General features: G+C 59.7%; 21 protein-coding genes and 1 pseudogene. 18 read left to right on the top strand and 4 right to left on the bottom strand.

Annotated features, from left to right (window positions below; genetic code table 11):
• Nucleotides 1-9: 9 nt before the first annotated feature.
• The gene (locus tag NH234_RS28550) at nt 10-348 is read right to left on the bottom strand and encodes a hypothetical protein (protein WP_085731488.1); all 339 of its coding nucleotides are present in this window, start codon (nt 346-348) and stop codon (nt 10-12) included.
• Between the two features lie 126 nt (nt 349-474).
• Between NH234_RS28550 and NH234_RS28545 the strand changes: the two genes are divergently transcribed.
• Nucleotides 475-945, top strand: a complete 471-nt coding sequence (locus NH234_RS28545) for an Lrp/AsnC family transcriptional regulator (RefSeq protein WP_085731489.1) — start codon at nt 475-477, stop codon at nt 943-945.
• Between the two features lie 39 nt (nt 946-984).
• Here NH234_RS28545 and NH234_RS28540 read toward each other — a convergent pair whose 3' ends face one another.
• Complete coding sequence (locus NH234_RS28540; RefSeq protein WP_367255125.1) at nt 985-2355, bottom strand: inorganic triphosphatase; 1371 nt, start codon at nt 2353-2355, stop codon at nt 985-987.
• Between the two features lie 156 nt (nt 2356-2511).
• Between NH234_RS28540 and argE the strand changes: the two genes are divergently transcribed.
• The 11 genes from argE to NH234_RS28485 all read left to right on the top strand — a co-directional run bounded on the left by argE (nt 2512) and on the right by NH234_RS28485 (nt 14578).
• The gene (argE, locus tag NH234_RS28535) at nt 2512-3660 is read left to right on the top strand and encodes an acetylornithine deacetylase (RefSeq protein ID WP_085731491.1); all 1149 of its coding nucleotides are present in this window, start codon (nt 2512-2514) and stop codon (nt 3658-3660) included.
• A 135-nt stretch (nt 3661-3795) separates the two neighbouring features.
• Nucleotides 3796-5094: an amino-acid N-acetyltransferase gene (argA, locus tag NH234_RS28530; RefSeq protein ID WP_064389470.1), complete on the top strand. Its 1299-nt coding sequence runs from the start codon at nt 3796-3798 to the stop codon at nt 5092-5094.
• A gap of 553 nt (nt 5095-5647) precedes the next feature.
• Entirely contained in the window at nt 5648-6976 is a 1329-nt protein-coding gene (locus NH234_RS28525; RefSeq protein ID WP_367255122.1) for an OprD family porin, read from the top strand.
• A 416-nt stretch (nt 6977-7392) separates the two neighbouring features.
• On the top strand, nt 7393-8745 hold the full coding sequence (locus NH234_RS28520; protein ID WP_367255120.1) for an OprD family porin: 1353 nt from the start codon (nt 7393-7395) through the stop codon (nt 8743-8745).
• 293 nt (nt 8746-9038) lie between these two features.
• Complete coding sequence (locus NH234_RS28515) at nt 9039-9677, top strand: peroxiredoxin (RefSeq protein ID WP_085731494.1); 639 nt, start codon at nt 9039-9041, stop codon at nt 9675-9677.
• Nucleotides 9678-9917: 240 nt separating this feature from the next.
• Nucleotides 9918-10511: an NADPH-dependent FMN reductase gene (gene ssuE, locus NH234_RS28510; RefSeq protein ID WP_085731495.1), complete on the top strand. Its 594-nt coding sequence runs from the start codon at nt 9918-9920 to the stop codon at nt 10509-10511.
• A gap of 89 nt (nt 10512-10600) precedes the next feature.
• Nucleotides 10601-11566 (top strand): sulfonate ABC transporter substrate-binding protein, encoded by a 966-nt coding sequence (locus NH234_RS28505; protein WP_367255119.1) that lies wholly within the window; start codon nt 10601-10603, stop codon nt 11564-11566.
• 25 nt (nt 11567-11591) lie between these two features.
• A complete protein-coding gene (gene ssuD, locus NH234_RS28500; RefSeq protein ID WP_011336452.1) occupies nt 11592-12740 on the top strand; it encodes an FMNH2-dependent alkanesulfonate monooxygenase in 1149 nt (382 codons plus the stop codon).
• A 9-nt stretch (nt 12741-12749) separates the two neighbouring features.
• A complete protein-coding gene (gene ssuC / locus NH234_RS28495; protein WP_085731497.1) occupies nt 12750-13532 on the top strand; it encodes an aliphatic sulfonate ABC transporter permease SsuC in 783 nt (260 codons plus the stop codon).
• Nucleotides 13529-14335 (top strand): aliphatic sulfonates ABC transporter ATP-binding protein, encoded by an 807-nt coding sequence (ssuB, locus tag NH234_RS28490; RefSeq protein WP_367255118.1) that lies wholly within the window; start codon nt 13529-13531, stop codon nt 14333-14335. Before ssuC ends, ssuB begins: the two co-directional genes overlap by 4 nt.
• Before the next feature lie 27 nt (nt 14336-14362).
• The gene (locus tag NH234_RS28485; protein ID WP_007953520.1) at nt 14363-14578 is read left to right on the top strand and encodes a molybdopterin-binding protein; all 216 of its coding nucleotides are present in this window, start codon (nt 14363-14365) and stop codon (nt 14576-14578) included.
• A 68-nt stretch (nt 14579-14646) separates the two neighbouring features.
• Here the strand turns inward: NH234_RS28485 and NH234_RS28480 are convergent, their stop codons facing one another.
• Entirely contained in the window at nt 14647-15279 is a 633-nt protein-coding gene (locus NH234_RS28480) for a TetR/AcrR family transcriptional regulator (protein ID WP_085731499.1), read from the bottom strand.
• Nucleotides 15280-15397: 118 nt separating this feature from the next.
• Nucleotides 15398-16774 (bottom strand): glutamine synthetase family protein, encoded by a 1377-nt coding sequence (locus tag NH234_RS28475; RefSeq protein ID WP_085581012.1) that lies wholly within the window; start codon nt 16772-16774, stop codon nt 15398-15400.
• Between the two features lie 278 nt (nt 16775-17052).
• On the opposite strand from NH234_RS28475, the pseudogene NH234_RS28470 reads away from it, so the two are divergent.
• The 6 genes and pseudogenes from NH234_RS28470 to NH234_RS28445 all read left to right on the top strand — a co-directional run.
• Nucleotides 17053-17277 (top strand): annotated as a pseudogene (locus NH234_RS28470) (gamma-glutamyl-gamma-aminobutyrate hydrolase family protein); the annotation flags it as partial.
• A gap of 229 nt (nt 17278-17506) precedes the next feature.
• On the top strand, nt 17507-18865 hold the full coding sequence (locus NH234_RS28465; protein ID WP_085731501.1) for a glutamine synthetase family protein: 1359 nt from the start codon (nt 17507-17509) through the stop codon (nt 18863-18865).
• Between the two features lie 56 nt (nt 18866-18921).
• A complete protein-coding gene (locus tag NH234_RS28460) occupies nt 18922-20286 on the top strand; it encodes an aspartate aminotransferase family protein (protein WP_085731502.1) in 1365 nt (454 codons plus the stop codon).
• Nucleotides 20287-20457: 171 nt separating this feature from the next.
• Nucleotides 20458-21567: a polyamine ABC transporter substrate-binding protein gene (locus NH234_RS28455; protein WP_085731503.1), complete on the top strand. Its 1110-nt coding sequence runs from the start codon at nt 20458-20460 to the stop codon at nt 21565-21567.
• 187 nt (nt 21568-21754) lie between these two features.
• Nucleotides 21755-22852, top strand: coding sequence for a polyamine ABC transporter substrate-binding protein (locus NH234_RS28450; protein WP_085708997.1), 1098 nt, complete (start codon nt 21755-21757; stop codon nt 22850-22852).
• Nucleotides 22853-22919: 67 nt separating this feature from the next.
• Nucleotides 22920-24062, top strand: coding sequence for a polyamine ABC transporter ATP-binding protein (locus NH234_RS28445; RefSeq protein ID WP_085708998.1), 1143 nt, complete (start codon nt 22920-22922; stop codon nt 24060-24062).
• Nucleotides 24063-24065 lie beyond the last annotated feature (3 nt).

The raw sequence follows: 24065 nt of genomic DNA, 5'->3' as shown, positions 1-24065 counted from the left end.
CCGCTTTTGTCAGCCAGCCGCCTGAGCCGGCGCATCCCACGCCGCATCGGGGTTCTGCAGATTCACCGAACAGACGCTGATCAGGTTACGAAGTTTTTCCGCGATCACCCGGGCGCGGTGCCAGCTCAGGCCACCCATGACGATGTCGATCGAGAGCAGATCGTCCAGACGCTGGACATTGACCTGTTCCGGGGTGAGGAACTGCAAGGCGAACAGGTTCAGCACACGCACCAGCAAATCCGGTTCGGCCTCGGCCAGTATCTGGTACTTCGCAAGGCAATGAGCGTTGCTGACGTTCCACACATCGGCACGGGGCGCTGGAGTGTTGACGGCTTCGAGGTGTGGCATGGCAGGTCTCCGGAATCAATGGAGAAATTTTTACATTCGATGCCGGGCATTTCTTGTCTAAGATGAGCCGATTGGCCGGTTGATGGGGTTGGTCAATTCGGTATTGGCTGATTTTGAGGATTATTTATGCACAGCGAACTGGACGGCTATGACCGGCGTATCCTCGCCCTGCTTCAAGAGGACGCTTCCCTGTCCAGCGCACAGATTGCCGAACAGGTGGGCCTGTCGCAGTCGCCGTGCTGGCGGCGGATTCAGCGGATGAAGGAGGAGGGGATCATTCGCGGCCAGGTGACTTTGCTCGATCGCAAGAAAATCGGCCTGAACACGCAGATCTTCGCCGAAATCAAACTCAACGCCCACGGTCGTTCGAACTTCACCGAATTCACCGAGGCGATTCGCGGCTTTCCCGAAGTGCTGGAGTGTTATGTGCTGATGGGGGCGGTGGATTTCCTGCTGCGGATCGTCGCGGCGGATATCGAGGCGTATGAGCGATTCTTCTTCGAGAAGCTGTCGCTGGTGCCGGGGATTCAGGAAGTGAACTCGATTGTGGCGCTGTCGGAGATCAAGTCGACGACGAGCCTGCCGGTATTGCGCTGATGATCGTTCCCTCGCGCGGGAACGATCATCATCCGGGGATTACATGCGCAGCAGCATTTTCCAGGCGCGGTTCTGGTAAACCGCAATCGCCTGATGCTTGCGTGCATCGAGCAGTTCATCCGTGATGGTCGGCTCGTTGGCCAGTTGCGCCAGTTTGTTCAGCTCGCCGTACAGACGATCCATTTCCGGGATGTCCAGCACGTTGCGCGCGTGGTGCAGCCAGACCTGGATGCGCTCGATGCGTGGCAGTTGCTCGGCCAGATCTTCCGGTTGCTGCTGATAACGCTGCAATTGCAGCGAAGTGGCTTCTTCGCCCAGCAGGCGCGGCAGCCAGCTTTGCAATTGCGCGGCACCCTGGCGATTGCCACGGGTGTTGCGGTCGGCAGCCCAGGTGCGGGCCAGCAACCAGCGCGAGGTGTTCAGCGAGAACAGGCCCCAGCGCGGGTCTTCCAGTTCCTCGAGGAACTGCTCTGGCGCGGCTTTGCGCACGTCTTCGTCTTCAAGGCCGACCTGTACCAGCGGGCGCCAGTCTTCCAGCAATGCATCCAGTGCCACACGCAGATCGTGGGTCGATTGACGCGGCGCGGCCTGGCCGAGGCTGCTCAGCAGGGCGCGCATTTCCGCGAGGCTCTCGACCCAGTCCTGCAGCAGGCGCCAGTGACCGTTGAAACGATACTGTTCGGCCAGACGCTGGCTGCTGCCGAGCAAGTGCCAGCTCAGGGCGGCGAAGGCGTCATCCAGCGGGGTTTCAGCAGTGATGGCCGGCGCCGGCAGGCTCAGCGAGTAGCTGTTGGCGTCGTACAGGCGATAGCCGCGCTCGGCCTTGCTGATGTCGCACGGCATCAGGGCCAGGGTTTCGGCCAGTTCGGCAGCCAGTTCCAGCAGCGCGGCAGGCTCGCCTTCGCGCAGTTCCAGTTCCAGCTCGCAGATTTCTTCTTTCTGTTTGCCGACCACCACATGGCCCAGGTCCAGCGCGGCTTCGATGACCACTTTGGTCTTGCCACGGCCCCAGGCGATTTCGGCGCGCTCGCGGACGAAATCGGTGGTGAAGATCGGTTTCAGGGTTTTCTTGTCCAGCTCGGCGAGGGACTCGGGCCAGCATTCGCCGTCGAGTTTCTTCACGTCGAGCTTGGCTTTGGGCAGGTGCCAATCGTATTCGTTACGCTCGGACAGACCGGCGACGCTCTGGCCACGGGTCTTGAGGGTCTGAATCACCTCTTCGCCGTCCTTGCGCAGGCGCAGGGCAACCTTGGCCCGGGCCAAGTCACGCTCGGGCGTGTCGAAATACTGATTCATCAACTCACGGCGTTCCCAGCCACTTTTGTTGCGTTTTTTCAGGAGAGGGTGCTCGCGCAGGGCGGCGAGGGTTTCGCGGCTGACGCGGAGTTTGATTTCGGTTTCTTTCTGCATGGCCGGAAAATCCAGGATCGGGAGCGCAGCCGGGGGAATGTGTGGCTGCCAAGGTCGTGCAGTGTACAGGACTGAACCTTCCTACGCTTTGCGGCGGTTTATTCTCGGCGCCGGATGGTTCTATGATGGACTTCAATCCGGGAGTTGGAGTCAGCGATGCCTTTGCCATCCATGCAAGACCAGTTCGCTGCACTGATCGCCGTGCCGTCGGTCAGTTGCACCCAACCGAACCTGGATCAATCCAACCGGGCGGTGATCGATCTGCTCGCCGGATGGCTGGGAGATCTGGGCTTCAGTTGCGACATCCAGCAGGTCAGCCCCGGCAAGTTCAACCTGCTCGCCAGTTTCGGCAGCGGCCCCGGCGGGCTGGTGCTGGCCGGGCACAGCGACACGGTGCCTTACGACGATGCGCTGTGGAAAACCGATCCGCTGAAACTCACCGAAGTCGACGGCCGCTGGGTCGGCCTCGGCAGTTGCGACATGAAGGGCTTTTTCGCCCTGATCATCGAAGCCGTGCAACCGTTGCTCGATCAGCCATTCAAGCAGCCACTGCTGATCCTCGCCACCTGCGATGAAGAAAGCTCGATGTCCGGTGCCCGGGCGCTGGCCGAAGCGGGGCAGCCGCTGGGCCGGGCGGCGGTGATCGGCGAGCCGACCGGGCTCAAGCCGATCCGCATGCACAAGGGCATCATGATGGAGCGCATCGATATCCTCGGGCAGAGCGGCCATTCGTCGGATCCGCGTCTGGGGCACAGCGCCCTCGAGGCGATGCATGACGCCATTGGCGAGCTGCGCGGGCTGCGCCTGCTGTGGCAGCGCGAATTCAACAACCCGCAGTTCAGTGTGCCGCAGCCGACCATGAACTTCGGTTGTATCCATGGCGGCGACAATCCCAACCGCATCTGTGGCCAGTGTTCGCTGGAGTTCGATTTGCGGCCGTTGCCGGGTATGGACCCGAAGGTCCTGCGGGCCGAGATCCTGCGTAAGCTCAACCCGGTCGCCGAACGGCATCAGGTGAAGATCGATTACGCGCCGCTGTTTCCCGAAGTGCCGCCGTTCGAGCAGTCCGAAGACGCCGAGCTGGTGCGAATCGCCGAAAAACTCACCGGCCACACGGCCGAAGCAGTAGCGTTCGGCACCGAAGCGCCTTATCTTCAGCGCCTTGGCTGCGAAACCATTGTGCTCGGCCCCGGTGACATCGCCTGCGCCCACCAGCCGGACGAGTACCTTGAAATGTCACGTTTGCAGCCTACCGTGCATCTATTGCGTCAGTTGATCGAACATTACTGTCTCAAAGCTGTATAAATTGCCGTCCTGCCAACCCGTATTCATGAGGAGAGCGCGCGTGTTGCCAAGCCTGTTCCGACGATAACCATCAGCCCGCTGTGCGTTTTCCGTTTCGCCCTTTTTCCGGCTGCTATTTATTACAGGCCCAGGTTCATGCCCGAATACGTCAATTGGCTTCGTCACGCGTCTCCTTATATCAATGCCCACCGCGACTGCACCTTCGTCGTCATGCTGCCCGGCGACGGCGTGGAGCATCCGAATTTCGGCAACATCGTCCATGACATCGTGCTGCTGCACAGTCTTGGCGTGCGGCTGGTGCTGGTCCATGGCTCGCGCCCGCAGATCGAGACCCGCCTCGCCGCGCGCGGCCTGACCCCGCATTACCACCACGGCATGCGCATCACCGATGCCGCGACGCTTGAGTGCGTGATCGATGCGGTCGGTCAGCTGCGTATCGCCATCGAAGCGCGGCTGTCGATGGATATGGCTTCGTCACCGATGCAGGGCTCGCGTCTGCGGGTGGCCAGCGGCAACCTGGTGACGGCACGGCCGATCGGCGTGCTGGAAGGCGTCGACTATCACCACACCGGCGAAGTGCGCCGGGTTGACCGCAAAGGTATCAACCGTCTGCTCGACGAGCGCTCCATCGTGCTGCTGTCGCCGCTGGGTTACTCGCCGACCGGTGAAATCTTCAACCTGGCCTGTGAAGACGTCGCCACCCGCGCCGCCATCGATCTGGGTGCCGACAAACTGCTGCTGTTCGGTGCCGACCTCGGTCTGATCGACGAAAACGGCAAACTGGTGCGCGAACTGCGCCCGCAACAGGTGCCGGCGCATTTGCAACGTCTGGGCAGCAACTATCAGGCGGAATTGCTCGATGCCGCCGCCGAAGCCTGCCGTGGCGGCGTGGCGCGCAGCCATATCGTCAGTTATGCCGAGGACGGCGCGTTGCTCACCGAGCTGTTCACCCGTGACGGTGGCGGTACGCTGGTGGCCCAGGAGCAATTCGAGCTGGTGCGCGAGGCGGCGATTGAAGACGTCGGCGGCCTGCTCGACCTGATCAGCCCGCTGGAAGAGCAGGGGATTCTCGTGCGTCGTTCGCGCGAAGTGCTGGAGCGCGAGATCGAGCAGTTCAGCGTGGTCGAGCGTGAAGGGATGATCATCGCCTGTGCGGCGCTGTATCAGATTGCCGATTCGGATGCCGGTGAACTGGCGTGCCTGGCGGTGAATCCTGAGTACCGCCATGGCGGTCGCGGTGATGAATTGCTTGAGCGCATCGAGACCCGTGCCCGGGCGCAGGGCCTGAAGACGCTGTTCGTGCTCACCACTCGTACCGCCCACTGGTTCCGCGAGCGCGGGTTCGAGCCGAGCAGCGTCGAGCGCCTGCCGGCAGCGCGGGCTTCTCTCTATAACTATCAGCGCAATTCGAAGATCTTCGAAAAGACGCTTTGACTCATCAGGCTGTGGGGCAGCAGATGCAGGCCGCAAGCTCCCCACTCAGCCGCTTTCTGCAGTACTCCTCCTGATTCAACATCACTGAACACAATTGCTGCATCGAGCCAGGTCAATCCGGCAAGGCGGATGCGTTGTGCGTGAAAAAAATATCCCGATACACAAACTGTAACAATTGATCCGGATATTGCGCGGGTTGGCTGTTGTTGTGATGGAAATATTTCCGGATTGCTTCAGCACAAATCACTCTCGACAGGGTGACTCAATACTCTTCAGAAATTGACCGTCGCGTTCGCGTGGGGAACACTCGAGCCTTTAAACACGGGGTTTAAATTCCTAAAGGGTATTAGAAAAGAAGACATCAATTCTTTTCGGATTCATGACGAACTCATGAAACTGCATGGACCAAAAAACCGGAGATTAGACTATGGTCGTAGACACACAAGGTTACGATTGACTTGTGAGTCACGCTCTGGCGCTAATCGCTAACCTTGGGACTCGGGCGTCGATCCGGGCCGGGAAAACAAGAATTAGAAACGAGAGGAGCTTGACAATGAATAAGTCCACCTTGGCCGTGGCTGTGGCCTTTGGGGTATTGGCGCAGCAGGCAGGTGCCGCGGGTTTCATCGAAGACAGCAAGGCTTCCCTGAGCTCCCGCACCATGTACTACAACAACGATAACCGTGATGGCGGCGCCGATCAGAAAGAGACCGCGCAGGGCTTCAAGTTCGATTACCTCTCCGGTTTCACTCAGGGCACGGTCGGGTTTGGTCTGGATGTGCAGGCGATCAGCGGCATTCACCTGGATGGTGGACGTGGGCACCACCCGGACAGCAACACGTTCTCCCCGAGTGATTCTGACGGTTCGGCAACACATTCCTGGAGCCGCATAGCGGGTAACGTCAAGGCACGTCTGTCCAAGACCGAAGCTCACTTGGGTGGTGCTCTGCAACCTAACTTGCCGATTCTGGTCGCGAACGATAGTCGCCTGCTGCCTCAAACCTTCGAGGGTGGCGCGATCACCTCCAAGGAAATCGACAACGTCACCTTCAACGCCGGTCAGCTCGAGCATGCAGTGGGTCGTGCCTCGACAAACAGCACTGGCCTCGCAGTGGCTGGTGGTACACAGGACAGCAATCAGTTCCGCTATGCAGGCGCCGACTGGAAGGTCACCAAAGACCTGACCCTGCAGTACTACCACTCCAACCTGCAGGATTATTACAAGCAGAACTTCTTCGGCCTGGTGCATGTTCTTCCGATCGGCACCAACCAGTCGTTCAAGACCGATATCCGCTATTTTGACAGCAGCTCCGATGGCAAGAACGGGGAAGCAGGCTACCGCTTCAATAACAACGGTGGTTATGCCAAGAACCCGGGCGAGGTCGATAACAAGACCTGGAGCGCCATGTTCACATACACCTTGGGTGGCAACGCGTTCTTGCTCGGCCATCAACGCGTCAACGATGACGGTGGTTTCGTCTACTTGAACCAAGGCAACGTGGTGGATGGCAACGGTCGTCCTGAAGGTGCCGGTGGAACCAGTTTCTATTTGTTCACTGACGCCATGGTTAACGGTTTTGTCCGTGCCGGTGAAAACACTACCTTCGGTCAGTATTCCTATGACTTCGCAGGTCTGGGCGTACCGGGCCTCAAAGCCTCGATCGCTTATCTGCATGGCGAAAACATCAAGGCAACGAACGGTACCGGTAGCGACATGTCGGAGTGGGAACGAGACATGCGTATTGATTACACCGTTCAAGAGGGCGTACTCAAAGGCTTCGGCGTGACACTGCGCAATGGTGTTTATCGTGGCAGCCAGATCAATATTGCCGATCAGGATCAGACCCGTCTGATCTTCAACTACACCTATAGCTTCCTGTAAAAAGTGCTGAAAAAGACCTTGCCGCTCGGCAAGGTTTTTTTTGCCTTTTGTTCCATATTCCTGAATGTTACTTATTGAGTGTTTTTTATTCTTTTTGTGTTTTCCGGCGTCAGTCTAGAGTAGACCGTCCGACGTTCGGAATGCGCTGCGGTGTTTTGGCATATTTGTCCCTCGACAATCTGAAGGGTTCAGGAATCGGTGTTCGAGCCGATACCTCGATTCTGTCACGCCTTTGTATATGTCTCGACGTTCTTAAAAAGAGTGGAACAATTCTTTTCGAGATTATGACGAGGTATGCTTCCGCGGCTTTGACGGGGCTAAGAGATCCGCAGCAATGGGTGTTCCAGGTTTTCGGGCAATTGATCCGGAGCCGACAGCAAAAAAAGCAAAAGAAATAGAAACGAGAGGAGCGAAACATGAACAAGTCCACCTTGGCCCTGGCCGTGGCCGTAGGGGTTTTGGCGCAGCAGGCAGGCGCCGCCGGTTTCATCGAAGACAGCAAGGCCACCCTGGGGCTGCGTAACTTCTACATCAACACTGACAACCGCGACAGCGCTGCCAAAACCGCCTCCGGCGTGCAGAGCAAGAACGAAGAATGGGGCCAAGGCTTCGATCTGCGTTTCATCTCCGGTTACACCCAAGGCACCGTAGGCTTCGGTATTGATGCTATCGGCCTGCTGGGCGTTCGTCTGGATTCGGGCGGCGGCACCAACGGTGCAACCTCCACTTCCTACGGTGGCACTGTGTTCCCGAGCAAGTCCAACGGCGAAGCTGTTGATAACTTCTCCAGTCTGGGTCTGACTGCCAAAGCCAAGATCTCCCAGACCGAGCTGAAGTTGGGCACCCTGCAGCCGAAGAACCCGGTTATCGTGACCAACGACGGTCGTCTGCTGCCACAAACCTGGCAGGGCGGTCAGATCACTTCCGGCGAGATCAAGGACCTGACTTTGGTCGCTGGTCAAATCGAAGCTGTGAAAGGTCGTAACTCCAGCAACAACGAGAACCTGTCCATCGGCGGTGCGAATGCTCGCGTAGCCAACAGCAACAAGTTCTACTACGCCGGTGGTGACTACAAGATCACCAAAGACCTGACTGCCCAGTACTACTACGGCAACCTGGAAGACTTCTACAAGCAACACTTCCTGGGTCTGGTTCACAACTGGGCAATCGGCCCGGGCGTGCTGAAGTCTGACTTCCGTTACTTCCACAGCAGCGACGATGGCGCCAACAACAACACCGCGGCCTACTTCGGCAACGGCAACTATGTTGGCAACGTCAGCGGCAAAGGCCCGATCGACAACAACCTGTACAGCGGCCTGTTCCTGTACACCGTTGAGGGTCACACTTTCGGTGGCGGCTACCAGGTTTCCAACGGCAGCTCCGACTTCCCTTGGCTGAACCAGGGCGACGGTTCGTCGAACTACACCATCACCGACATGCAGATCCAGAAGTTCGGTCGTGCCGGCGAGAAAACCTGGCAAGCTCGCTACTCGTATGACTTCGCCAAAGTCGGCCTGCCAGGCCTGACTGCCGGTGTAGTTTACCTGCGCGGTGACGACATCGACACCGTAGGCTCCAACCGTCGTGAGAACGGTACCGGTGCTTCCGAGTGGGAACGCGACCTGACTGTTGGTTACGTGGTACCAGAAGGCCCGCTGAAAAACCTGGGTCTGATGTGGAAAAACGCTACCTGGCGCAACGACATTCCAGGTCAGCGTGACCAGGACGAAAACCGCCTGATCGTCAGCTACTCGATCCCGCTGCTGTAATAGCGCTCGAGCAACCGACGTAAAAAAGCCCCGTCCGGCATCGCGCCGGACGGGGCTTTTGCGTTTCCGGGTCAGGCCCACCCCCGTAGACCGTTCCCGACATTTCCCTCTTTACAGCAACTCAAGGCCTTCTCGAACCTTGGGGCCGATGTTCGGCGCGTTGCCGGCGAGCGTCCAGTGAACAGAAGTTTAATATTCGTAAATGATCTAGATATCTAGTTATTTATTCTTTTTATGAATGGCAAATCCCGAGCTACAGTTGAGGTCTCCAACAACTCATCAGGAGCCGCACCATGAGCCTCAGACTTGGCGATATCGCCCCCGATTTCGAACAGGATTCCAGCGCCGGCAAGATTCGTTTCCACGAATGGCTGGGCGATAGCTGGGGCGTGCTGTTCTCTCATCCGGCGGACTTCACCCCGGTATGCACCACCGAGCTGGGCTTCACCGCCAAGCTCAAGGATGAGTTCACTCAACGCGACGTGAAAGCCATCGCGCTGTCGGTCGACCCGGTGGACTCGCACCACAAGTGGATCGAAGACATCAACGAAACCCAGAACACCATCGTCAATTTCCCGATCCTGGCCGATGCCGATCGCAAGGTGTCCGATCTCTACGACCTGATCCACCCGAACGCCAGCGACACGCTGACCGTGCGCTCGCTGTTCGTGATCGATCCGAACAAGAAGATCCGCCTGACCATCACCTACCCGGCAAGCACCGGGCGCAACTTCCACGAAATTCTGCGGGTGATCGACTCGTTGCAGCTCACCGACAACTACAAGGTGGCCACGCCGGCCAATTGGCAGGACGGGGAAGAAGTGGTGATCGTGCCGTCGCTCAAGGACGAAGACGAAATCAAGCAACGCTTTCCGAAAGGCTATCGCGCGGTGAAGCCGTACCTGCGCCTGACGCCGCAGCCGAACAAGTAACCTTCCTCGGATCGTTCCCAAGTTCTGCGTGGGGGTGATCAGCAAAAACCACGATGCAGGGTTTCAGGCCGTTTTGACGGCCTGTTTTTTTGCCCGGAAGAAAGTGAAATGTATATCTCTACAATGAATAACCAAATGAATAAATATGATTTATAGATATATAAATGAGCTGGTAAGGTCTTTCCATTGAAGCGAGATCGCAACCCGCGAATCGCCTGTAACGCGTAAGGAATCGTCTGAATGCTGGTCGTCTCACTCGGTGGCAGTCCCAGTCAACGCTCCCGTTCCGGGGTATTGCTGGAGCGCTCGCAACGCTGGTTGCAGCAGCAAGGGGTGGAAGTGGTGAGTTATCAGGTGCGGGACTTCCCGGCCGAAGACCTGCTCCACGCTCGCTTCGACAGCCCGAAGGTGCTCGACCTGCTGCAACAGATTGAAAACGCCGATGGCCTGCTGATCGCCACCCCGGTCTACAAGGCGTCGTTCTCCGGCGCACTGAAGACCGTGCTGGATCTGCTGCCCGAACGCGCCCTGAATCACAAGATTGTCTTGCCGATGGCCACGGGCGGCAGCATCGCCCACATGCTGGTGGTCGATTACGCCCTCAAACCGGTGCTGTCGGCGTTGAAAGCCCAGGAAATGCTGCAAGGGATTTTTGCCGAGGACAGCCAGATCGCTTACGGCGAAGGCAGTGCTGCGGCGCAGCTGGCACCAGCCCTGGAACAGCGGCTGCACGAAGCGCTGGATCAGTTTGTCAGTGCTATGGCCCGTCGGCCGAAGCCGCTGGAACCGGGCTTATTGAACGAACGTTTGTTGAGTGCTCGCTGGAGCATTTGAGCCACATCGAAATTTGAAGTACTGGCCTTACTCGCCCGCCAACGGGCAAGCAGGTGCAGCCAAAACCCAACAGCAAAAAGGAGAGCGCTATGCGCACTGTATTTTTGCGTCGTGGTCTGGTCGCTCTGTTTGCTGCGGCTGTCACCTTCGGCGCCATCACTCAAGCTCAAGCCGAGACGTTGCGGATCGGTTATCAGAAGTACGGCACGCTGGTGCTGCTCAAGGCCAAGGGCACCCTGGAAAAACGCCTCGCCGCCCAAGGCGTCGACGTGCAATGGACTGAATTCCCCGGCGGCCCGCAACTGCTGGAAGGCTTGAACGTCGGCTCGATCGACTTCGGCGTCACCGGCGAAACCCCGCCGGTCTTCGCTCAGGCGGCCGGTGCCGACCTGCTCTACGTGGCCTACGAGCCGCCCGCGCCGAACAGTGAAGCGATCCTCGTGCCGAAAGACTCGCCAATCAAATCGGTGGCGGATCTGAAGGGCAAGAAAGTCGCCCTGAACAAAGGCTCCAACGTCCACTACCTGCTGGTGCGTGCGCTGGAGGACGCCGGCCTCAAGTACACCGACATTCAAACCGTATTCCTGCCGCCGGCCGATGCCCGCGCCGCGTTCGAGCGTGGCAGCGTCGACGCCTGGGTCATCTGGGACCCGTACCAGGCCGCTGCCGAGCAACAACTGCAAGCGCACACCCTGCGCGACGGCAAAGGCATCGTCGACAACCACCAGTTCTACCTGGCAACCAAACCCTACGCACAGAAAAATCCCGAGGTGATCAAGACCCTCGTGGAAGAAGTGCGCGCCGTCGGCGAGTGGTCCAAGGCCAACCCGCAAGACGTGACCCAACAGGTCGCGCCGCTGCTCGGCTTGCCGGCAGACATCACCCTGACCTCGGTGAAACGCCAGGGCTACGGCGCGCTGTTCCTGACCCCGGAAGTGGTCGCCGCGCAGCAGAAAATCGCCGACACCTTCTACCAGCTCAAGCTGATTCCCAAGCCGTTGAGCATCAAGGACGTGATCTGGACCCCACCGGCCGCTGTGGCAAAAGCGCAGTAATTTGAATCCCCAAGGAGACCACTCCATGAGCCTCAACATCTTCTGGTTCCTGCCTACCCACGGCGACGGCCATTACCTTGGCACCGCCGAAGGCGCCCGCGCCGTCGACCACGGCTATCTGCAACAGGTCGCGCAAGCGGCGGATCGACTGGGCTTCGGCGGCGTGCTGATTCCCACCGGCCGCTCCTGCGAGGATTCGTGGCTGGTGGCGGCATCGCTGATTCCGGTGACCCAGCGCCTGAAATTTCTGGTCGCCCTGCGCCCCGGGATCATTTCCCCGACGGTGGCGGCGCGTCAGGCGGCGACTCTGGATCGTCTGTCCGGCGGTCGTGCGCTGTTCAACCTGGTGACCGGCGGCGATCCGGAAGAGCTGGCCGGCGATGGTCTGTTCCTCGATCACGAAGCGCGCTATCAGGCCTCGGTGGAGTTCACCCGGATCTGGCGTCGGGTGCTGGAAGGCGAAACCGTGGATTACGACGGCGAGCACATCAGCGTGAAGGGCGCAAAATTGCTCTATCCGCCGATCCAGCAACCACGTCCGCCGCTGTACTTCGGTGGCTCTTCGGAAGCGGCGCAGGATCTGGCCGCCGAACAAGTGGAAATGGTCTTGACCTGGGGCGAGCCGCCAGCGGCAGTCGCCGAGAAGATCGAACAGGTTCGCGCCAAAGCCGCGAAGCTCGGACGCACTGTACGCTTCGGCATTCGTCTGCACGTGATCGTGCGGGAAACCAACGCCGAAGCCTGGCAAGCAGCGGATCGCCTGATCTCGCATCTGGACGACGACACTATCAAACGTGCCCAGGCTTCGCTGGCGCGGTTCGATTCGGTCGGCCAGCAACGGATGGCCGCGCTGCACGGTGGCAGCCGTGACAACCTCGAAGTCAGCCCGAACCTGTGGGCCGGCGTTGGTCTGGTGCGCGGCGGTGCCGGCACGGCACTGGTGGGCGACGGCCCGACCGTGGCTGCACGGGTGAAGGAATACGCGGATCTGGGCATTGATACCTTCATCTTCTCCGGTTATCCACACCTCGAAGAATCGTATCGCGTGGCCGAGCTGCTGTTTCCGCACCTCGACGTCGAGCGCCCGGAATTACCGAAGAGCGCCGGTTATGTCAGCCCGTTCGGCGAGATGGTGGCCAACGACATTCTTCCCAAAGCCGCGTCCCAGAGCTGAGGCGCCGCCATGAAGAAACTCATCCACAGCCTTGCGCCCTGGGCGTTGCCGGTGTTGTTGCTGGCGGTGTGGCAGTTGTCGGTGTCGGCCGGTTGGTTGTCGACACGGATTCTGCCGGCACCGGTAGCGGTGATCGAAGCTGGCGTGAGCCTGGTGCGTAGCGGCGAAATCTGGACGCACCTGGCGATCAGCGGCTGGCGCGCCGCGCTGGGCTTCACCATCGGTGGCAGCATCGGGTTGGTGTTGGGCTTCATCACCGGCCTGTCGAAGTGGGGCGAGCGCCTGCTCGACAGCTCGGTGCAGATGATCCGCAACGTGCCGCATCTGGCGCTGATTCCGCTGGTGATCCTGTGGTTCGGCATCGATGAGTCGGCGAAGATTTTCCTGGTGGCATTGGGCACGCTGTTCCCGATTTACCTCAACACCTATCACGGCATCCGTAACGTCGACCCGGCGCTGGTGGAGATGGCGCGCAGTTATGGCCTGTCCGGTTTCAGCCTGTTCTGGCAGGTGATTCTACCGGGCGCGCTGCCTTCGATTCTGGTCGGTGTGCGCTTTGCCCTGGGCTTCATGTGGCTGACGCTGATCGTGGCGGAAACCATCTCCGCCAGTTCCGGCATCGGTTATCTGGCGATGAATGCCCGGGAGTTTTTGCAGACCGACGTGGTGGTGCTGGCGATCCTGCTGTACGCGGTGCTCGGCAAGCTGGCCGACCTCGCGGCCCGTGGACTTGAACGTGTGTGGTTGCGCTGGCATCCGGCGTATCAAGTGGCGAAAGGAGGTGCGGCATGACGGCTCAACAACCTCCACGCCTGCTACGCGGGATTCCGCTGGTAGTGCGCAACCTGCAGAAGACCTTCGGCGCGCGACAGGTGTTGCGTGACATCGACCTGCACATTCCGGCGGGACAGTTCGTCGCCGTGGTCGGGCGCAGCGGATGCGGCAAGAGCACCTTGCTGCGCTTGCTCGCCGGCCTTGATCAGCCCACCGGCGGCGATCTGCTCGCGGGTGCCGCGCCGCTCAGCGATGCGCGGGAAGACACCCGGCTGATGTTCCAGGAAGCACGGCTGCTGCCCTGGAAAAAGATCATCGACAACGTCGGTCTCGGCCTCAAGGGCGACTGGCGTCCGCAGGCGCTGGAAGCGCTGGATGCGGTCGGTCTTGCGGATCGCGCCAATGAATGGCCGGCAGCCCTGTCCGGCGGGCAGAAGCAGCGTGTGGCGTTGGCGCGCGCCTTGATTCATCAACCGCGTCTGCTGTTGCTCGACGAGCCACTGGGCGCACTGGATGCCCTGACCCGGATCGAGATGCAGCAACTGATCGAACGTCTCTGGCAGCAGCATGGATTCACCGTGTTACTGGTGACCCACGACGTCAGTGAAGCGGTGGCGATTGCCGACCGGGTGATTCTGATCGAGGACGGCGAAGTCGGTCTCGACCTGCAAGTGGAGCTGCCGCGCCCTCGGGTGCGTGGCTCCCATCGCCTGGCCGCACTGGAAACCGAAGTGCTCAACCGTGTGTTGTCCCTGCCCGGCGAGCCGCCGGCGCCGGAACCTGTTTCACCCTTGCCTACGCAATTGCGTTGGGCTCAATAACTCAAGCAAACGACAGGAATCAATGCCATGACTATCAAAGCCATCAACGTACGCAACCAGTTCAAAGGCGCGATCAAAGAGATCGTTCTCGGCGACGTGCTGTCGGAAATCGACGTGCAGACCGCTTCCGGCATCGTCACTTCGGTGATCACCACCCGTTCGGTCAAGGAGCTGGAACTGGAGGTAGGCAGCGAAGTGATCGCCTTCGTGAAATCCACCGAGGTGTCCATCGCCAAGTTGTAAGCCTGTGAGTAAAAAACGACCCCGAAGGGTGTGAGCCCTTCGGGTTTTTTTGTGTCTGTCGTGCGGCGCTAGAGAGTCCGCTTGGGCAGATACGGCGGCAGATACAAGCTGATGTAGGCATCGAACACCCGCATCCCTTCCTCGGCCATGCGCGGGGTGATCTGCCCGTGCTGCTGCACCGAGCGGGCGTAAACGCGGTCGCCCAGTTCCATGGCCAGCGCGAACACGTCCACGTCATCCGGCAGTTTGGGCAGTTCGAAGTGGTGATCGAACAGCTTGTGCATCAGGTCGCCGAGTTCGAGGTCATGCTGGCGGTCGGCCTGGGTGACTTCGGTAAGGCCGTGTTGCGCGAGGATCAGTTGGCGGGCGGCCGCGTCTTCGTCGTAGATCTCCAGCATCCGTTGTTCGACCAGACGGGACAGGTCGCGCCAGTCGCGCAGAGCGTCGTGATCGATCGGCGCCTGCAGGCAGGCGCGGAAAGCCGCGTGGACATCCGCCGTCAGCGCTTCGAGCAGCGCGGGGACGCTGGCGAAGAAGTGGTAGACCGAGGAGGGCGGAATCTGCGCGCGCTCGGCCACGCTGTAGATCGACAGGCTCGCCACGCCCTCGGCGGCCAGCAGCGTGCGCGCGGCGTCGAGTATCGAATCGATCCGCGCCTGGCTGCGGGCACGGGGTTTGCGGACGGGGGCGGGACGCGTCATGAAAGTCTCCTGCGGGGCAGCGGGCATTGTACGCAGAGCTTGAATGTCTGCCACAGAGGCCAATAAAAAAACGCCGCTGGCTGAGAAGCCAACGGCGTTTTCCTTTGCTGCAATCCGCTTAAACGGTATGCAGATACCAGTTGTACTCGAGGTCGGAGATGGAGTGTTCGAACTCCTCCAGCTCGCTTTCCTTACAGGCGACGAAGATATCGATGTATTTCGGATCGATGTACTTGGCCATCACCTCGCTGTCGTCCAGCTCGCGCAGGGCATCGCGCAGGTTGTTCGGCAGGCTCTGCTCGTTCTGCTCGTAGCTGTTGCCTTCGGTCGGAGCCGGAGGCTCGATCTTGTTGGTCAGACCGTGATGCACGCCTGCCAGCACAGAAGCCATCAGCAAGTACGGGTTGGCGTCGGCGCCGGCCACGCGGTGTTCCAGGCGGACCGCGTCGGCAGAGCCGGTTGGTACGCGCAGGGCGACGGTGCGGTTGTCCAGGCCCCAGCTCGGCGAGTTCGGCACATAGAACTGCGCACCGAAACGACGGTAGGAGTTGACGTTCGGGCAGAGGAAAGCCATTTGCGCGGGCAGGGTCTCGAGCACACCGCCGATCGCGTGACGCAGCGCGGCGTTCTGCTCGGGATCCTCGCTGGCAAAAATGTTTTTGCCATCTTTGTCGAGAACCGAAATGTGGACGTGCAGGCCATTGCCCGCCTGGCCGGGATACGGCTTGGCCATGAAGGTGGTGTCCATTTCATGGTCATAGGCGATGTTCTTGATCAGACGCTTGAGCAGTACCGCGTAGTCGCATGCCTTGATCGGGTCGGCGACGTGGTGCAGGTTCACTTCGAACTGCGCCGGGGCACTTTCCTTGACGATGGCGTCGGCCGGGATGCCTTGCTCTTTCGCACCTTCCAGAATGTCCTGGAGGCAGTCGACGTATTCGTCGAGGTCGTCGATCAGGTAGACCTGGGTCGAATGCGGGCGTTTGCCGGAGATCGGCGAGCGTGGCGGCTGAGGACGGCCGTTCACGTTTTCCTGGTCGATCAGGTAGAACTCGAGTTCGAATGCGGCGCAGATGGTCAAGCCAAGCTCGTCAAACTTTGCAACAACTTGGCGGAGCACTTCGCGCGGGTCGGCGAAGAAAGGGTCACCTTCGAGTTCGTGCATGGTCATCAGCAGTTGCGCGGTCGGGCGCTTCTGCCATGGCTCGTTGCACAGGGTATCGGGGATTGGATAGCAGATACGGTCAGCGTCGCCGATGTCCAGGCCCAGGCCGGTGCTTTCCACCGTCGAACCATTGATATCCAGAGCAAATAGAGAGGCCGGCAAGTTGATGCCTTTCTCGTAAACCTTGTGGAGGCTGGTGCGTTCGATGCGCTTGCCGCGCACCACACCATTCATATCCGCAATCAGAAGGTCAACGTACAGAACCTCAGGATGTTCCTTAAGGAACGCGTTCGCTTCGTTAAGCTGAACGGCACGCGGGGGTACCGACATGATGCAACACCTTTGTTGTTAAAAATATCAATCATTGATCTTTTCTGGTTTCAGTCAACCCGAACGGCATGCCGAAGTCAAGCGAGGCCTTTTTTGCCCCGAAAAAGCGCCGCGAGGGCATTTATGGGGCACTTTGGGGCATTTTTTTATCCGTGAACGAGGCGCCACCCGCAGGCTTGAGCAGGCCGTGTTGTATTTTTTACGGGGGTGTTGTGTAAAAAAATGAACAAGGCTAAGCTCGGGTCAAACCCATAACAGCAATAATACCGGGGTGCTTCATGTCTCGCCTGCCGTTAATCGGCGTCACCGACTGCTCTTCGCAGTACGGTCTGTATGCTTATCACATCAGTGGCGACACGTCCGTCCGCAGCGAAGCCGACAACCAGGCTCGCATTCTGCCAGCGATCTCATTGTCCATGGCGGATCAGGCGCCGGCGTCCGATATTCTGGACGCGGGGAAGGGCATCCTCTTCAGCGGTTCTCCTTTCAATATAGATCTCTTTCCTGCTCCCGACCTGCACCGCGCCCGTCGCCGTGCCCGAGATTCTGCACACCGGGAATGTGCACAGGAAATGCAACGCCAGCGTAAAGGGCAGGTAAGCTCCTCCTTCATTGTCGATGCGCGGTGCCAGGCGTAAGCCGGTACTGCGCGCAAACAAGCCCCCTTTAACGCGACGCCCTGTGCGTCAAACCCGCCTGACACGCGTCAGGAGACTCAGCCCAGAGGCATTTATGAGTAACAACCTCGACCAGCTCACCGATTGGTTGAAAGACCACAAGATCACAGAAGTCGAATGCATGATCGGCGACTTGACCGGTATCACCCGGGGCAAGATCTCGCCGACCAACAAGTTCATCGCCGAAAAAGGCATGCGCCTGCCGGAAAGTGTTCTGTTGCAGACCGTGACGGGCGACTACGTCGAAGACGACATCTATTACGAACTGCTCGACCCGGCCGACATTGACATGATCTGCCGTCCCGACCAGAACGCGGTGTACCTGGTGCCGTGGGCCATCGAACCGACCGCCCAGGTGATCCACGACACCTACGACAAGCAAGGCAACCCGATCGAGCTGTCGCCGCGCAACGTCCTCAAGAAAGTCCTGAAACTCTATGCCGACAAGGGCTGGCAGCCGATCGTGGCGCCGGAAATGGAGTTTTACCTGACCAAGCGCAGCGACGACCCTGACTATCCATTGCAGCCGCCAGTCGGCCGTTCCGGACGTCCGGAAATCGGTCGCCAGTCGTTCTCCATTGAAGCGGCGAACGAATTCGACCCGCTGTTCGAAGACGTCTACGACTGGTGCGAACTGCAGGAACTGGACCTCGATACGCTGATCCACGAGGACGGCACGGCGCAGATGGAAATCAACTTCCGTCACGGCGATGCCCTGTCCCTGGCAGACCAGATTCTGGTGTTCAAGCGCACCATGCGTGAGGCCGCCCTCAAGCACAATGTCGCGGCGACCTTCATGGCCAAGCCGATGACCGGCGAGCCGGGCAGTGCCATGCACCTGCACCAGAGCATCATCGACATCGAGACCGGCAAGAACGTGTTCTCCAATGACGACGGCACCATGAGCCAGCTGTTCCTGCACCACATCGGTGGCCTGCAGAAACTGATCCCGGAACTGCTGCCGCTGTTCGCACCGAACGTCAACTCGTTCCGCCGCTTCCTGCCGGACACCTCAGCGCCGGTGAACGTGGAGTGGGGCGAAGAAAACCGCACCGTGGGCCTGCGCGTTCCGGATGCCGGCCCGCAGAACCGCCGGGTGGAAAACCGCCTGCCGGGCGCCGACGCCAACCCGTACCTGGCGATTGCCGCGAGCCTGCTCTGCGGCTACATCGGCATGGTCGAGGGCATCAACCCGAGCGCGCCGGTCGTGGGCCGTGGTTACGAGCGCCGCAACCTGCGCCTGCCGTTGACCATCGAAGATGCGCTGGAGCGTATGGAAAACAGCTCAACCATCGAGAAATACCTGGGCAAGACCTTCATCACCGGCTACGTCGCGGTCAAGCGGGCCGAGCATGAAAACTTCAAGCGCGTGATCAGTTCCTGGGAGCGTGAGTACCTGCTCTTCGCCGTCTGATACGCCGGGCGCGGTGGCCAGCCGCCGCGCCTTCACCGATAACAAGGAGAATTGGCATGACCAGCAACAACCCGCAAACCCGTGAGTGGCAAGCCCTCAGCAGCGAGCACCACCTGGCCCCGTTCAGCGACTTCAAGCAGCTGAAAGAAAAGGGTCCACGGATCATCACCAACGCCAAGGGCGTGTACCTGTGGGACAGCGAGGGCAACAAGATCCTCGATGGCATGGCGGGTCTGTGGTGCGTGGCAATCGGTTATGGCCGCGATGAACTGGCGGATGCTGCCGCCAAACAGATGCGCGAACTGCCTTACTACAACCTGTTCTTCCAGACCGCTCACCCGCCGGCACTGGAACTGGCCAAGGCCATTGCCGACGTGGCGCCGGAAGGCATGAACCACGTGTTCTTCACCGGTTCCGGCTCCGAAGGCAACGACACCATGCTGCGCATGGTTCGCCACTACTGGGCGATCAAGGGCCAGCCGAACAAGAAAGTCATCATCAGCCGCAAGAACGGTTACCACGGCTCCACCGTGGCCGGCGCGAGCCTGGGCGGCATGACTTATATGCACGAACAGGGCGACTTGCCGATCCCGGGCATCGTCCACATCGCCCAGCCGTACTGGTTCGCCGAAGGCGGCGACATGACCCCGGAAGAATTCGGGATCTGGGCGGCCAATCAGCTGGAAGAGAAGATTCTCGAAGTCGGCGTCGACAACGTCGGTGCCTTCATTGCCGAGCCGATCCAGGGCGCTGGCGGCGTGATCATTCCGCCAGACACCTACTGGCCGCGCATCAAGGAAATCCTCGCCAAGTACGACATCCTGTTTGTGGCGGACGAAGTGATCTGCGGTTTCGGCCGTACCGGCCAATGGTTCGGCAGCGATTTCTACGACCTCAAGCCGCACATGATGACCATCGCCAAAGGCCTGACGTCCGGCTACATCCCGATGGGTGGCCTGATCGTGCGCGACGAAGTGGTGGCGGTGCTCAACGAGGGCGGCGATTTCAACCACGGCTTCACCTACTCCGGTCACCCGGTGGCTGCAGCGGTGGGTCTGGAAAACATCCGGATCCTGCGCGAAGAGAAAATCATCGAGCATGTCCACGAAGAAACGGCACCGTATTTGCAGAAGCGTCTGCGCGAACTGAACGATCATCCGTTGGTGGGTGAAGTGCGCGGGGTCGGTCTGCTGGGGGCCATCGAACTGGTCCAGGACAAGGCCACGCGCAAGCGTTACGAAGGCAAGGGCGTCGGCATGATCTGCCGCCAGTTCTGCTTCGACAACGGACTGATCATGCGTGCCGTGGGCGACACCATGATCATTGCGCCGCCGCTGGTGATCAGCAAGGCGGAGATCGATGAGCTGGTGACCAAGGCACGCAAGTGCCTGGACCTCACCCTCAGTGCATTGCAGGGCTAAGTGCTAGGCTCTGAGCGATGGAGCTGTTGCGCTGTCGCTCGGAGCAGTTGGAAAGGCTGGTCTTTTCTTGAAAGACCGCCTCGTATCTTGCCAGACTAGCCGCGGTTCCAGTTGTCCGGGTTCGGCCGCTGAACAAAGTGGTTCAAAAAAGAAAAATTTGGAGCATGACGCATGAAGGCATTAGGTAAAAAGCTTGCTGGCAAGACTCTTCTGGCCCTGTCTGTCGCGGGCATGATGGCGGGCGCGGTTCACGCGGACGACAAAGTTCTGCACGTCTACAACTGGTCCGACTACATCGCTCCTGACACCATCGCGAACTTCGAGAAAGAGTCGGGGATCAAGGTGGTCTACGACGTATTCGATTCCAACGAAACCCTGGAAGCCAAGCTGCTGGCGGGCAAGTCCGGCTACGATGTGGTCGTGCCGTCCAACAACTTCCTGGCCAAGCAGATCAAGGCCGGTGTTTACCAGGAACTGGATCGCTCCAAGCTGCCTAACTGGAAGAACCTGAACCAGGACCTGCTCAAGGCCGTGTCGGTCAGCGACCCGGACAACAAGCACGCCTTCCCGTACATGTGGGGTTCGATCGGCATCGGCTACAACCCGGAGAAGGTCAAGGCTGCTCTGGGCGTCGACAAGATCGACTCCTGGGACACTCTGCTGAAGCCGGAAAACATCGCCAAGCTCAAGGGCTGCGGCGTGAGCTTCCTCGATTCGCCGACCGAAATGCTGCCGGTCGCGCTGCACTACCTGGGCCTGCCAACCGACTCCCAGAAGAAAGAAGACATCAAGAAAGCCGAGGACCTGTTCCTCAAGATTCGTCCATCGATCACCTACTTCCACTCGTCCAAGTACATCTCGGACCTGGCCAACGGCAATATCTGCGTAGCGGTCGGTTACTCGGGTGACGTGCAGCAGGCCAAGTCCCGTGCCGCCGAGGCGGGTGACAAGGTGAAAGTCAGCTACGCGATTCCGAAGGAAGGCGCTGGCAGCTTCTTCGACATGGTTGCCATTCCGAAGGATGCCGAAAACGTTGAAGGCGCCTACAAGTTCATGACCTTCCTGCAGAAGCCTGAAGTCATGGCCGGCATCACCAACGCCGTACGTTTCCCGAACGGTAACGCTGCTGCAACACCACTGGTAGAGAAAGACATCACCAGCGATCCAGGCATCTACCCGCCAGCCGACGTGCAGGCCAAGCTGTATGCCATCGCCGATCTGCCAGCGGCGACCCAGCGTGAAATGACTCGCAGCTGGACCAAGATCAAATCCGGTAAATAAGCCGGTTTGAAGCCGCAACCGCTGGCCGTCGCCTTCATCCGGGCGGCCAGCGGTGCAATTAAATGACAGAAAGTTTTGCTGGAACGGTTTTTCGAAGGTAAGTTGCGCGCCGGTTTTGTTGCCGGGCAACCGTGACTGTCATGCAGCGCGGGGCAACTTGGGCCCAACTAAATTAGAGGACCTCCACTTGCCTATTTTTTCTTCTTTGCGCAATGCCCTGCTGGCCGCTGCCGGCCTGACGTTCGCTGTCGGTGCCCAAGCCGCCGGTACTGTGCATATTTATAACTGGTCGGATTACATCGGCGAGACCACCCTGGCCGATTTCCAGAAAGAAACCGGGATCAAACCGGTCTACGACGTGTTCGATTCCAACGAAACCCTGGAAGGCAAACTGCTCGCCGGGCGTACCGGCTACGACGTGGTCGTGCCATCGAACCACTTCCTTGGCAAGCAGATCAAGGCCGGCGCGTTCCAGAAGCTCGACAAGGCGCAACTGACGAACTACGCCAATCTCGACCCGGTGCTGCTCAAGCGCCTGGAACAGAATGACCCGGGCAACCAGTACGCCGTGCCGTACCTGTGGGGCACCAACGGTATCGGCTACAACGTTGACAAAGTGAAGGCCGTGCTCGGCGTCGACAAGATCGACTCCTGGAGCGTGCTGTTCGAACCCGAGAACATCAAGAAACTGCACAGCTGCGGCGTGGCGTTCCTCGATTCGGCCGATGAAATGATGCCGACCGTGCTCAACTACATGGGCCTGAATGCCAACAGCACCGATCCCAAGGATTACGAGAAAGCCACGGCCAAGTTGCTGGCGGTGCGTCCTTACGTGACCTACTTCCACTCCTCGAAATACATCGGCGATCTGGCCAACGGCGACATCTGCGTGGCCATCGGTTTCTCCGGCGACATCTTCCAGGCCAAGCACCGTGCCGAAGAAGCCAAGAAGGGCGTCAACATCGCCTACGCCATCCCGAAAGAGGGCGGCGCGCTCTGGTTCGACATGTTGGCGATTCCAAAGGATTCGGCCAACGTCAAAGAGGCTCACGCCTTCATCAACTATTTGCTGAAACCTGAGGTGATCGCCCAGGTCAGTGATTACGTCGGTTACGCCAACCCCAACCCGGGTTCGGACAAGCTGATGGAGCAGTCCATCCGCACCGACGAAGCGGTTTATCCACCGCAGGCCGTCCTCGACAAGACCTATGTGTCGATCGAGTTGCCACCCAATATTCAGCGTTTAATGACCCGCAGCTGGACCAAGGTCAAGTCGGGTAAATAACGCGCAAACCATCCTGGGTTCGTCTTGCGTGGGCGAACTGCACTCTTTTTTTCTGGGAGTTTCGTAAATGGCAGTTGCCTCCGGCGCCTATAAGAAAGCCCTCGAGGGCGACCAGACACCGAAACAGGTGCTGGTTAAAATCGACCGGGTCACGAAGAAGTTCGACGAGACGGTTGCCGTGGACGATGTGTCCCTGGAAATCAAGAAGGGCGAAATCTTCGCCCTGCTCGGCGGTTCGGGATCGGGCAAATCCACTCTGCTGCGGATGCTGGCAGGGTTCGAACGGCCCACGGAGGGGCGCATTTTCCTCGACGGCGTCGACATCACCGACATGCCGCCGTACGAGCGACCGATCAACATGATGTTTCAGTCGTACGCTCTGTTCCCGCACATGACCGTGGCGCAGAACATCGCGTTCGGCCTCAAGCAGGACAAGATCCCGGCGGCCGAGATCGACGCCCGCGTGGCCGAGATGCTCAAGCTGGTACAGATGAGCCAGTACGCCAAGCGCAAGCCGCACCAGTTGTCCGGCGGCCAGCGTCAACGTGTGGCGCTGGCGCGTTCGCTGGCCAAGCGGCCGAAGCTGTTGCTGCTCGACGAGCCGATGGGCGCACTGGACAAGAAACTGCGTTCGCAGATGCAGCTGGAACTGGTGGAAATCATCGAGCGCGTGGGTGTGACCTGCGTGATGGTGACCCACGACCAGGAAGAGGCCATGACCATGGCCGAGCGCATCGCGATCATGCACCTGGGCTGGATCGCCCAGATCGGCAGCCCGATCGACATCTACGAAACACCGACCAGCCGCCTGGTCTGTGAATTCATCGGCAACGTGAACATCTTCGAGGGCGAAGTGATCGACGACGCCGAAGGCCATGCGACCATCACCTGCAAGGACCTCGACCGGCAGATCTACGTTGGCCACGGCATCAGCACCTCGGTGCAGGACAAGTCCGTGACCTACGCGATCCGTCCGGAGAAGCTGCTGGTCACCGCCGAAATGCCGACTTGCGAGTACAACTGGTCCAGCGGCAAGGTGCACGACATCGCCTACCTCGGCGGCCACTCGGTGTTCTACGTCGAATTGCCGAGCGGCAAGCTGGTGCAGTCGTTCGTGGCCAACGCCGAACGCCGTGGCGCACGTCCGACCTGGGGCGATCAGGTGTACGTGTACTGGGAAGATGACAGCGGCGTGGTACTTCGCTCATGAACA

The sequence above is a fragment of the Pseudomonas sp. stari2 genome (assembly GCF_040760005.1).
In the GTDB taxonomy this organism is placed as follows: domain Bacteria; phylum Pseudomonadota; class Gammaproteobacteria; order Pseudomonadales; family Pseudomonadaceae; genus Aquipseudomonas.
This window is presented reverse-complemented; position numbering and strand designations above follow the sequence as displayed.